Source organism: Methylomonas sp. MED-D (assembly GCF_050276835.1).
GTDB lineage: Bacteria > Pseudomonadota > Gammaproteobacteria > Methylococcales > Methylomonadaceae > Methylomonas > Methylomonas koyamae_A.
The window spans coordinates 969,567-981,714 of the sequence record NZ_CP189965.1; the positions used below are offsets into that span (position 1 = coordinate 969,567).

Genomic DNA, 12,148 nt, shown 5'->3' on the forward strand with positions numbered 1-12,148 from the left:
CCGGGAAATAATCGCTACTCGCCAAACCGTTCGTGCTTCGACAAGGCTCTCCTGAGCGCCGCCGAAGGACTCAGCACGAACGGTTTGGCGCAGAGATGCACGGATTTTCCCGCCCATCCTTCGACGGGGCTCAGGACGAACGGGAAAATCCTAGCATGCAAACGGAAAAGTCGATTTTCGCCCCTAGAAAATCAAAATACTACACCGTCAAATACCGCTTCACCATGTCGTCCGCCAATTCGTTCATCGCCCCCACCGCCACATTCCGCCCCCGGTCCATGATGCAAAACTGATTGGCGACCTTGCGAGCAAACGGCAGTTTTTGTTCGACCAGCAATACCGTTACGCCCAGTTCTTTATGGATGCGGTCGATGGCTTGGTGGATTTCGCCGGTTTCCGGTTTTGGGGCCGGTGTCACTACACCGCGCGATTTATTCAGACGAATGATCACGTCGCCGATTTCGCTGACGATGTTGGGCTGAATGCCTTCGGTCGGTTCATCCAAGATCAGTAGGCGCGGATTCAGTACCAGCGCCCGGCCGATGGCCAATTGCTGCTGCTGGCCGCCGGACAGGTCGCCGCCCCGGCGTTTGAGCATTTGTTTTAGTACCGGAAAAATCTCGAAAATGCTGTCCGGCACTTTTTTGATACCGTGTTTGTTGGCGGCGCGCAGCCCGGTTTTCAGGTTTTCTTCCACCGTCAACAACGGAAAGATTTCCCGGCCTTGCGGCACATAACCGATGCCCAGTTCGGCGCGGGATTCGGCTTTGGCTTTGGCCAGTTCGACGCCGTCGAATTGAATGCTGCCCTCGGCCACCGGCAACAAGCCCATGATGGCTTTCAGTAGCGTGGTTTTGCCGACGCCGTTGCGGCCCATCAGGCAGACGCAGGCGCCGGCCGGCACGCTCAAATCCAGGTCCCACAAGGTGTGGCTGGCGCCGTAGTATTGTTGCAATGCGCTAATCGTTAACATCATCCCCCCAGGTAAACTTGGATCACGCGCGGGTCGTTTTGCACTTCATCCATCGTGCCTTCGGTCAGTACCGAGCCTTCGTGCAGCACCGTAACTTTACGGGCGATGCTGCGGACGAATTCCATATCGTGCTCGACCACCACGATGGAATGCTTGCCTTGCAAGGACAGCAATAACTCGGCGGTGCGTTCGACTTCCTGATGGGTCATGCCGGCGATGGGTTCGTCGACCAGCATCACTTTCGGGTCCTGCATCAGCAGCATGCCGATTTCCAGCCATTGCTTCTGACCGTGCGACAGCGCGCCGGCCAGTTGCCGTTGTTGAGCGGGCAGGGCGATGGTTTGCAATACATCCTGGATGCGGTCGCGTTGCTCGCTGTTGAGTTTATGAAATAAAGTCGGCCAAGTGCGCTTGTCGGTCCGTAAGGCCAGTTCCAGATTTTCGAACACGGTCAAGGCGTCGAACACACTAGGTTTTTGAAACTTGCGGCAGATGCCGGCCTGGGCGATGGCCGGTTCGTCCAGTTCCAGCAAATCGATGGTCTGGCCGAAGAATACCGAGCCGCTGTCGGGTTTGGTTTTGCCGGTGATGACGTCCATCAAGGTGGTCTTGCCGGCACCATTGGGGCCGATCAGGCAGCGCAGTTCGCCGTCGTCGATGTACAGCGATAAATGGTTCAGCGCCCGGAAGCCGTCGAAGCTGACACTGACGTCTTCCATGTACAGAATCGGGCCGTGGCGGGCGTCGATTTCCCCGACCAGCGGTAGGCTGGCGCCGCCTTCGGTGGTAGTTGCAGCCGAGATCATCATGCCGGTTGTCCTCCGGTAGCGTTAAGAGTGGGTTTGGGTTTACTGCGACGGCGCAGCAGGCCGACGATGCCGTCGGGCATTAATAAGGTGACCAGGATGAAGGCACCGCCCAGGCAAAACAGCCAGGCGTCCGGCATCAGGCCGGTCAATACGGTTTTGGCGTAGTTGACCAGCACCGCGCCGATGATCGCGCCGTATAAAGTGCCGCGCCCGCCGACCGCCACCCAGATGACGATCTCCAGCGAGTTGAGTGGTGAGAATTCGCTGGGGTTGATGATGCCGACCTGAGGTACGTAAAGCGCGCCGGCCAAGCCGGCCAGCATCGCCGCGAACACGAATACCCATAGTTTGAACAATTCCACCCGGTAACCGAGAAAACGCACCCGCGATTCTTGGTCGCGAACCGCCGTGACCACCCGGCCGAGTTTGCTATTCACAATCCAGCGGCACAGCAACAAGGCGCCAATCAGACTCAGGCCGGTCATTAGTAACAACACCGAGCGGACTGCTTCGGATTGGATGTTGAAACCCAGGATGTCTTTGAAATCGGTGAGGCCGTTATTGCCGCCGAAACCCATTTCGTTGCGGAAGAACGCCAGCAGTAACGCGTAGGTCAGGGCCTGGGTGATGATGGATAAGTAGACGCCGGTGACCCTTGAGCGAAACGCCAGCCAGCCGAATACGAAAGCCAGCAGTCCCGGCGCGAGCAATACCATCAACATCGCAAAGCCGAAATTATCGAAGCCGTGCCAATACCAGGGCAGCTCAGTCCAGTTCAGGAACACCATGAAGTCTGGTAATTCCGCGTTGCCGTAAACACCGCGGGTACCGATCTGCCGCATCAGATACATGCCCATCGCGTAGCCGCCCAACGCAAAGAATGCGCCCTGGCCCAGGACCAGAATCCCGGCGTAGCCCCAGACCATATCCAGTGATAAGCCGAGCAGGGCGAAGGTTAGGTATTTGCCGATTAGAGAGACTGAATAGGCTGAGAAGTGCAGGGCCGAATCTTCGGGGAAGATTAGGTTGCAGAGGGGGATCAAGAGGGTGACGCTTGCTAGGGCGATTAGCACTGAAGAGTAGGTTTTGTCTTGGGTCAGTTTAGCGATATTCATTTTTGACTTCCGTCTGTTTTAAAGTGTCGCTGTTGCGACGGCTTTTTTGAAGTCGGGTCTCGGCCCGACGGCCGAGGTACTTTCTTTTGCTTGGCCTCGGCAATTGCTCCTGCATTGCTCTACCTCCTGCATCCATGCAGTCGAAAAGAAAGTACCCAAAGAAAAAGGCACCCCATGCCGCTTTGATCCTGCGCGCCTACGGATTTGGCGAGGGTTTTCGGAAGGGCTGTCCTAGCCCTCCGAAAACGAGCGGCATCCGTGCCGCTCCCCTGCGGGCAACTTCTCGCCAAACCCTCCGGTGCTCGGCGCGGCATCAGGGGAGAAAACCGTCCCGGAAGTTAACGTTGCGTAGGGTGGGCAACTTTGCCCACAGTTGGCGGTTGGTTCCGCGTGGGCACTCAACCGTGCCCACCCTACGACTGAGCAAATGCGAAGCACATCGGTCGCGAGCGATGCGCCTCCTGTCGTCGGCACATCCTATAAATTCTTACCATCGTCAAACTATCCATCCACTTTAAATCCGCGACGGGTTTAATCCCCGCTCAAACCCGCAGGAGCGCAGGATACAAGCGGCATGGGGCGGCCTTTCTTTTGGATACTTTTCTTTCGACTGCATGGATGCAGGAGGTAGAGCAATGCAGGAGCAATTGCCGAGGCCAAGCAAAGAAAAGTATCGCGGTTGCCGGTCCGCGAACCGGCATTTAAAAAGCCGTCGCGATAGCGACACCAAACATTCCAGTCCCAGCCGCCGCGCCAAGTCAGGGTTCCCACGCAGCGCGTGGGAACCAGTAAGCTAAAACCTCAAGATTCCGCTGCTCTTCCTTTCTGCGGAAACAACCCTCTCGGCTTCTTCTGAATAAACAAAATAATAAACACCAACACTAAAATCTTCGCCAACACCGCCCCCGCATAAGGCTCCAACACCTTATTCGCAATCCCCAACGAAAACCCGGCCACCAAGGTGCCAAACAAATTCCCGACTCCGCCAAACACCACCACCATGAACGAATCCACGATGTAAGCCTGACCCAGATTCGGCCCTACGTTGGTGATCTGGCTCAAGGCCACCCCGGCCACGCCGGCGATGCCAGAGCCCAAGCCAAACGTCATCGCGTCGACTCTAGCAGTGGGGATGCCCATGGCCCGGGCCATGCCGCGATTTTGCGCGACAGCACGGACCTCCAGGCCGAGTTTGGTGCGCTTCAGGATTTGCAGCAGTGCGGTGAATACCAGCAGGCAAAAGATCAGGATGTAAAAGCGGTTCCAGGTCAGCGACAGAAAGTCATTGATTTGCCAAGAGCCGCTCATCCACTCTGGCGTCGAGACGCTACGGTTCAGCGGTGAGAAGATCGAACGCACGGCTTGTTGCAGGAACAGGCTGACGCCGAAGGTCGCCAGCAGGGTTTCCAGCGGCCGGCCGTACAGAAAGCGGATGATGCCGCGTTCGATCGCTATACCTACCAGCGCGGCTACCAAAAAGGCCATCGGTATCGAAAGAATCAAGGCGGTACCCAGATTGTTCGGCAGCAGTTGCTGCATCACGTAAGTGGTGTAAGCACCCAGCATCATCAGTTCGCCGTGGGCCATGTTGATCACGCCCATCACGCCAAAGGTAATCGCCAGGCCGATCGCGGCCAACACCAGCACCGCGCCCAGGCTCAGGCCGAAGAACACGGTTTCGACGACCGCGTAGGTTTGCAAGCGGTTGTGGATGCTGACCAGCGCGGCTTCGGCCAGATTGCGGATGTCGCTGTCGGGTTCGATGAAATTGCCGTCCGCGTCTTTCTCGGTCAGGGCTTGCAGGCGATTGGCGGCGTCCTGGCTGGTACGGTCCTTCAAGGTGCCGATGGCGGCGATGCGCTTGGCCTTATCGTCGCTGTCGATGTCTCGGAGCAGCAGAATTTCTTCGATCGCGGCGCGGACCTTGGGCGCGCTTTCTTGTTCCAGACGGCCGCGCAGCAAGTCCAGGCCCTTGTCGTCGATCTCTTTTGCCATCGCCTTGACCGCCGCCAAGCGGGCGTCGGCGTCGGCCACGTTCAACTGTAACTGGCCGATGGCCTTGCGCAAGCTGCCGCGCAGTTTGTTGGTGACGTTGATTTTGCCGACCGCCGCGCGGTCCACTTCTGCGAGTGCCGCGCCGCTGGCCGCGTCGGTCAGTTGATAGCCGGCCGCCGATTCCACGCCGATCACCAGTTTGCTCTCAGCTTTCAAATCGAACAATTTGCCGTCCAGTAAGGCTTGCAGCGCCGGCAAGGCGCGGCCGTCGGCGGCCAGGGTTTCGATCGCGGCTTCGCGCTCGGCCATGCTGCCGACGCGCAATTGCTCCAGATTTTGGCTAAAGGCGTCCGGTTCTTGCGCCTGTACGGAAACCGCGAACATAAAAAGTAGGGTACGCACCGCGTACCAGGCGGTCACTCGAAAACCGGAACGCAAGCTACGCAATGCGTAACCCACGCACGAAAAAATCGCTTTGATAACGCCGCTCGGCTTGGCCCCGGCCCACAGAGGAGTACGAACTGAACACAGGGATTGGGAAAGAGCAACGGCAAAGGCGCGGCCGAGCGGCGTTATTAAAGCGGTTTGCGAACAATGAACAGACATGGCGATTCCTTCGAGGTGGGTTGCGCCGGCTTCCGTGCCGGCGCAACCCTTGGCTAAGCGTGAGGCGGATCTGATCGAGGACCCGCCGGGTTCATCCGATCAGTATTTTTGACCTGAACATTTCTTGGTTTTGGTGTTGTAGTTGCCGCAGCTGATCGGCGCGGTCCAGTCGGCGATGATCGGTTTGCTGTCCGGCAAGAAGTCGGACCAAGCGTCGCCGTCGACGACTTTATTGGTTTGCCAGACCGTGACGAACTGGCCGTCTTCCTGAATCTCGCCGATCAGCACCGGTTTGCTGATGTGGTGGTTGGGCAGCATTTTCGCCACGCCGCCGCTCAGGTTGGGGAACTCGACGCCGATCAGGGCTTTTTGTACCGCTTCGGGATCGGTGGTGCCGGCTTTCTCGACCGCTTTCACCCACATGTTGAAGCCGATGTAATGCGCTTCCATCGGGTCGTTGGTCACCCGTTTCGGATTTTTGATGTAGTCCTTCCATTGTTGGATGAAGGCCGCGTTTTTGGTGGTATCGACGCTCATGAAGTAGTTCCAGGCCGCCAAATGGCCGACCAGCGGTTTGGTATCCATGCCGGACAATTCTTCCTCGCCGACCGAGAACGCGACGACCGGGATGTCCTCGGCTTTGATGCCTTGGTTGCCCAGCTCTTTATAGAATGGCACGTTGGCGTCGCCGTTGATCGTCGAAACCACTGCGGTTTTCTTACCGGCCGAGCCGAATTTTTTGATGTCGGCGACGATGCTTTGCCAGTCGGAATGGCCGAACGGCGTGTAGTTGATCATGATGTCCTTATCCTTGACGCCTTTGGCTTTCAGATAGGCTTCTAGGATTTTGTTGGTAGTACGCGGATAAACGTAGTCGGTACCGGCCAAGACCCAGCGTTGCACTTTCAGGTCGTTCATCAGGTAGTCGACCGCCGGAATCGCTTGTTGGTTGGGCGCGGCGCCGGTGTAGAACACGTTTTTCGACGACTCTTCGCCTTCGTATTGCACCGGGTAGAACAGGATGCCGTTCAATTCCTCAATGACCGGCAACACCGATTTACGCGACACCGAGGTCCAGCAACCGAAGATTGCCGCCACTTTGTCCTTGGTCAGTAATTCGCGGGCTTTTTCGGCGAACAGCGGCCAGTTGGACGCCGGGTCTACGACGACCGCTTCCAGTTTCTTGCCGAGCAAACCGCCTTTCTTGTTTTGCTCGTCGATCAGCATCAGCATGGTGTCTTTCAGCGTGGTTTCGGAAATGGCCATCGTGCCGGACAGCGAATGCAGCACGCCGACCTTGATAGTGTCTTCGGCGCGGGCCGGCGAGGCGCCGAGCAGCGCGGCGGACAGAGCCGCGACGGTCGCCAGTTTGTGGAAGGAATTGCTCAGTAGTTTCATCGTTTAAGTCCTATGTCGGGAAGAAATCGTGGGTGAATCAATAGCCCGTTTTTGTAGGAATGGGCATGCAATGCCCGCGCCTGGCATCCGTTCCGCGTGGGCACATAAACCGTGCCCACCCTACGTTCAAATTTGCCATTGGAAGCCGACCATCACCTGGCTGGCGTTTTCGCCGCTGGCGGTGGATTTGTAGTTCAAGCCCTTGGTCAGCAAGTCACCGTATTGATAGGCGGCGAAAATTTTGGCGTTGTGGCCGTCGATGATGTAATTGACGCCGCCTTCGTAAACTTCGCGGTTGGGGCTGTTGTCCGGCGACACGTTGACATAGCGCAAATACGGCTGGAATTGGCCGATGCCGATTTTTTGCGGAAACAGATACATGCCGCTGATATCGTAGGCATTGCCTTCGAACATCGAGAACTGGGCCGGCGCGCCGTCCGAGCCTTCCGCATCCCGGATCGCTTGGCTGTAAGGTCCGGAAATGCCGTAGTTTTTGTACTCGCCGTTTAAAGTGACCACGCCGCCGCCCGGCAACACTTTTTCCATCAACACGTCGGCGGTGGTGCCGCGGAAACTGCCGGGCGAACTTAGTGTGCCGGCGCCGTCTTCTTGATATTGGTTGGATACGCCGACGGTCAGAATGTCGCCGCCCTTGCCGTAGTAAGTGCCGGAGGTGTAGTAGCCGGGATTTTTCTCGACGTCCCAGAAGTTGTAGGCGAAGCGCTGAGCGTACAGAATGTTGTCGTCGACGTTGGCGCCGCCGCGCAGACCGCGGAAAAAACCGGCCGCGTATTGGAAACGGCCGTCGAATACCGCGCCCCAGAAGGTGGCACCGTCGTCGCGGCCGAAGGAACCGGCCGAGGTGCCGTCTGATTTGATGGTCAGGTTGTAGTCGGACGGTTCGAACGGCGTGCCGGCGGAGAAGATGTTGTACACCGCACTGTAGAACGGACCGTTCATCTCGCGGCGTTCGGCCGGGACCAGCATCCGGCCTACCCACAAGTTGGCGTAGGGCGTGACTTCGAATTTGCCGATGGCGTCCAGCACCCGGACTTCACCGCCGTTGCCGCAGGTTTGGCAGTCGGTGTTGAATTCCACTTTCAGGTACTTATGGATCTGACCGTTGATGTACAAACGGATATTGTCCAGGTTGAAATCGTTGTTCCATTTTTCGCCATTGGCCCCGGCGCCGCTTTCCTGGGCGCGGAAACTGGTTCTTAAACCGGCGCCGACGCTGACCCATTTGGTGTCGTCGATTTTAAACGTCGCTCCGGCCAGCGCATCCGGCGCTTGGCTCAGGCCGAGGGCGCTTAGCGCCACGCTACCGAGCATCTTGGCGGCCCGGCGACTGTGTTTGGGTGGATTGATGCCTGTCATTACATTCCCCTGGTTTGGATTGAAAACTGCCGGGATTGGCGGTCCGGCGTTCGAAGACTTCGGGGAGATTTTTGAATTTTGTCGCTACCCGCCACAATCGGGTAAATGACTCATCAGTTATTTGACGTATGGCTGTAAAAGAACGGCTTCCCGTAGAGTAAGCCCCCAAGAACCGAGGGAAATTTATGAATTCGACACTAGAAATTGGGCCTGAACGGCCGGCCGGTAACTCGTTGGTCATGAAAGGTGAAAGCGGCTTCAGTCGCGATCGATATGCGGATGCGGCGCATAAGCCGCTAATGTACCGGATGGCCGGTTTGGCGTTGGCTGCCGCCGTTACTTGGCTGGCCCCGGCGGCGAACGCGCTGGCCACCGACGCCGCCAAACCGTTGCAAGCCGTGGCGTTTAGCGTGGCCGACGACAATCTGCGCCAGTTCGGCTTTGCATTGGAATCGGCGGCATTGGCCGACCGGGTCAGGGACAATCTGGCCGAATGGGAATTTCCGTTGCCGGTCCAGGGACCGTTCAGCCACAGTTTGCAAGCCAAGCTGGGCAAGGTCGCCCACCGCGAAACCCCGGTCGGTTTCTCGTTTTCGTCCGGTAACTCCGACCCGCGCGCGACCGACTTCCAGAAAGCCGACGTGTTGCCGATCACTTGCATTTTGCGCGATGCCGGCAATCAGGCGGTGTTGATCGAACGCGAATCCACCTTCAGCGCCCATGCCTTCGGCAAGGATGTCGCGCAAAGTTACGTGACCGACAAATTGGTCGATCAAATCAGCACCGCCTGTCTGGACGTGCTGGAACACGCGCCGTTGCCGAAAACCGAAGGCCGAGTGAAGACCGCGTTGTTCAAACCCAAGTGGATGCCGGACGTGCGGGTGGAGGTGAGAGAAGTTCAGGGCACGGTTGACGCGAATGGCGTGGCGCAACCGGCGGCTGTGGGCGACGAGCCGAAGAAGGAGGTGATTATCCACAACCAAGGCAATCCGGTGATTTTTACGTTTGGGCATGAGAGGAAGTAACGCTTGTCTTGCTCGCAGGGATGCGGGACGTCCAAAACACCGTCGAGCGTTAGACTCGGTCATTGCCGGCCGAGCCGTTCGCTAAGGGGCCATGTACTGAGCAGAGCCGGTCGCTGAGCGGATCCGAAGCGTTAAGCCCGAGCTGCGAACGGTCGCCGATTACGATCAGTTATAATCCGGACCGTCAGACAGGATGAGAATTAGCCATGAGTACCTACGAAACCGACTTCTACCGTTGGACCCACGAACAGGCCGCGGCAATCCGAGCGGGGCGTTTCAACGAATTGGATCTACAAAACATCGCCGAGGAGTTGGAAAGCATGGGCCGAAGCGAAAAACGGGCATTGGATAGCCGCTTGACGGTTTTATTGGCGCATTTGCTGAAGTGGCGGCATCAACCGGCACGGCGCGGTAAAAGCTGGCAACTGACGATTAAGGGGCAACGTCTCGCGGTGGCCGACGTGCTCGACGATAATCCGGGGCTTACCGCTAAATTGCCGGAAATCCTGACCCATGCCTATCGGCGAGCCGTTATCGACGCGTCCAGCGAAACCGGACTTGACGAGGAATTGTTTGCCGCCGATTGCCCGTGGACCTTCGATCAAATTGTCGATGCCGGGTTTTTTCCGGAGTGAATTGTCGCGGCGCGGCGTTGGTTTTGTTGTAAGGGTTTTGATGGTTTTGATGGTTTTGATGGTTTTGATGATTTGTGTCGCTGGCGCGACGGGTTTGATTTGAAGTCGGGTCTCGGCCCGACAGCCGAGATACTTTCGCTACGAAAACCATCCATGGTTTTCGCCCTGCGGGCCAGCCTATCGGCTGTTCAAATTCGTTCCGGACGAATTTGTGCTTGGCCAAAAGAAAGTATCCAAAGAAAAGGCCACCCCATACCGCTTATATCCTGCGCTCCTGCGGGTTTGAGCGGGGTTTTTGGAAGGGCTATCCATAGCCCTCCAAAAACGCGCGGCATCCCTGCCGCGCCCCTGTCGGGCACCACCGCTCAAACCCTCCGGTGCTCGGCGCGGCATCAGGGGATTAACCCCGTCGCGAGATGAAAGGTCGGCGGGTAGTTTTGCAAATTTGGATAAATGGTTCTGATGTAGGATGTCACAGAAATGGGAGGCGAAAGAATCCCAAACAACGCCCGTCTCGCTCAGTTTATTCTCTGGACCTAACAAATTATATTTTTTATGAAAAAACCGGCCGCTATTAATTGGGTTGTATCGCTTTTGTATCGGGTGGCTTTATTGCTTTGGGGGCCCACTATAAAAAGCTACATCAATTGTCAGTTTAAGCATTTTTTGTCGGAATATTATAGGCACTCGCAGAAAGAATGTTTATCTGATTATATTCAAACAATTATAAGTTCCTATAAAGAAGGCATCATTGTTCTAGGTTGGAGTGATGTTTGTGCCTTAAGAGTCGCTATTATTGATAAATTAAATGTTAGTGAACTAAAAATTGAGGAGAAACATTTAAAGCTGAGATTTAAGTCAATAGCTGATGATGATCAATATCATGCGTACGAGGAGTTTGTTAATAGCTCTGATGCCTCGGATGAAGTCTTTTTGCGCAGTCAAGTTGTTTATTTAGCAAATCGCTTGTATTGGGCCTATGCGCTTGCCACTAAAGGTCATGAGATTCGATCTTGCGTTAGCGTTGTAGTGTCAATCATATTTATTTTGTTGCTTTTTTTTATGTTTGCATATTCTCATGTTTATGCGGCACCTGAAAAACATGATCTTCTAGTTTCTGTTGCGTGCTTTGGCGCGTTTGGCGCATTTATTAGTTTCCATAGAAGGATGTCTCGTCTAAAAATCCATAGTGAAACTTTTTTATCATTTCTTCAGCTACGAAGTGGCTATTTTGATGGGGTATCTGCACTTTTTTCAGGAGCTTTATTTGCATTATTGGTATTGATATTGTGGGAGTCCGGTGTTTTAAGTTATATTTTGCATGGTGTTTTTAGTAAGGAGCTATTAGGGGTTATTTTGCCTGAAAAAACGCCATATGAATTAGGTTGTCCCACGAATATACCAAGTTTGTTTCTATGTATGAGCACCAATAGTTCACAAGATTTTGCAAAGCTACTCGCTATTTCTTTTTTGGCTGGGTTTGCTGAGAAATTGATTCCTGATGCTATTGATGGAATTGTTGACAGAGCAAAGCCTAAACAATAGTTCTAGTAACGTAGGGTGGGCACACGCTTTTTGTGCCCACGCGGAAACGCCAAAACCCTGATTTAACCGCCGAAATTTAACAACCGAAATGTCCCGTTACCGCCGCTCGCAAAATTCCGGAGCAACGTATTTTTTCACGGTGGTGACGTATCGGCGGCAGGCGATTTTATGTGATGAAACGGTGCGGGAGGCTTTGCGGAGAGCGATTGCAAGCACTCGCGCCAAACGGCCGTTTACCATTGATGCCTGGGTGTTGTTACCGGATCATTTGCATGCCATTTGGACCTTGCCGGCTGATGATGCGGACTTTGCAACCCGTTGGAGCGTGATCAAACGGCAGGTGAGCGTGGTTTGTGGCGAAGCATATCGGCGGGCCGAATGGATTAATGCGTCGAAACAAAAACATCGGGAATCGACCTTATGGCAACGCAGGTTTTGGGAACATCAAATTCGTGATGACACCGATTTTGCCCGACATATGGATTACGTTCATTTTAATCCGGTGAAACACGGCTATTGCCGACGAGTCAGCGAATGGCCTTATTCGACGTTTCATCGGTATGTTAAGGAAGGCGTTTATCCGATGGATTGGGGAGATGGCGTTGATATCGTCGTTGCGGGGGAATGAAGGTTTGTCCGCGTGGGCATATAAACTGTGCCCACCCTACGA

The 12,148-nt window shown here is 55.3% G+C and carries 10 protein-coding genes; 4 read left to right on the plus strand and 6 right to left on the minus strand.

The window, feature by feature from the left end; genetic code table 11:
• Positions 1–199 precede the first annotated feature (199 nt).
• The 6 genes from ACQE3E_RS04345 to ACQE3E_RS04370 form a co-directional block, all read right to left on the minus strand.
• Positions 200–973 (minus strand): ABC transporter ATP-binding protein, encoded by a 774-nt coding sequence (locus ACQE3E_RS04345; RefSeq protein WP_313728957.1) that lies wholly within the window; start codon positions 971–973, stop codon positions 200–202.
• Entirely contained in the window at positions 973–1,782 is an 810-nt protein-coding gene (gene urtD / locus ACQE3E_RS04350; RefSeq protein ID WP_313728956.1) for an urea ABC transporter ATP-binding protein UrtD, read from the minus strand. Before urtD ends, ACQE3E_RS04345 begins: the two co-directional genes overlap by 1 nt.
• Positions 1,779–2,897, minus strand: coding sequence for an urea ABC transporter permease subunit UrtC (gene urtC / locus ACQE3E_RS04355; protein WP_313728955.1), 1,119 nt, complete (start codon positions 2,895–2,897; stop codon positions 1,779–1,781). The genes urtD and urtC overlap by 4 nt, the downstream gene beginning before the upstream one ends.
• Before the next feature lie 801 nt (positions 2,898–3,698).
• Complete coding sequence (gene urtB / locus ACQE3E_RS04360; protein WP_427501636.1) at positions 3,699–5,276, minus strand: urea ABC transporter permease subunit UrtB; 1,578 nt, start codon at positions 5,274–5,276, stop codon at positions 3,699–3,701.
• Between the two features lie 321 nt (positions 5,277–5,597).
• Positions 5,598–6,896: an urea ABC transporter substrate-binding protein gene (gene urtA / locus ACQE3E_RS04365; protein ID WP_064026572.1), complete on the minus strand. Its 1,299-nt coding sequence runs from the start codon at positions 6,894–6,896 to the stop codon at positions 5,598–5,600.
• A 126-nt stretch (positions 6,897–7,022) separates the two neighbouring features.
• Positions 7,023–8,273, minus strand: a complete 1,251-nt coding sequence (locus ACQE3E_RS04370) for a hypothetical protein (RefSeq protein ID WP_427501259.1) — start codon at positions 8,271–8,273, stop codon at positions 7,023–7,025.
• Between the two features lie 185 nt (positions 8,274–8,458).
• Here ACQE3E_RS04370 and ACQE3E_RS04375 point away from each other — a divergent pair, with 185 nt between their 5' ends.
• The 4 genes from ACQE3E_RS04375 (at position 8,459) to ACQE3E_RS04390 (ending at position 12,106) form a co-directional block, all read left to right on the plus strand.
• Positions 8,459–9,298, plus strand: a complete 840-nt coding sequence (locus ACQE3E_RS04375; RefSeq protein ID WP_427501260.1) for a hypothetical protein — start codon at positions 8,459–8,461, stop codon at positions 9,296–9,298.
• 206 nt (positions 9,299–9,504) lie between these two features.
• On the plus strand, positions 9,505–9,933 hold the full coding sequence (locus ACQE3E_RS04380) for a DUF29 domain-containing protein (protein WP_281022381.1): 429 nt from the start codon (positions 9,505–9,507) through the stop codon (positions 9,931–9,933).
• Positions 9,934–10,488: 555 nt separating this feature from the next.
• On the plus strand, positions 10,489–11,478 hold the full coding sequence (locus tag ACQE3E_RS04385) for a hypothetical protein (protein WP_071155220.1): 990 nt from the start codon (positions 10,489–10,491) through the stop codon (positions 11,476–11,478).
• A gap of 88 nt (positions 11,479–11,566) precedes the next feature.
• Complete coding sequence (locus ACQE3E_RS04390) at positions 11,567–12,106, plus strand: REP-associated tyrosine transposase (protein ID WP_313728952.1); 540 nt, start codon at positions 11,567–11,569, stop codon at positions 12,104–12,106.
• The last annotated feature ends 42 nt before the right edge of the window (positions 12,107–12,148 follow it).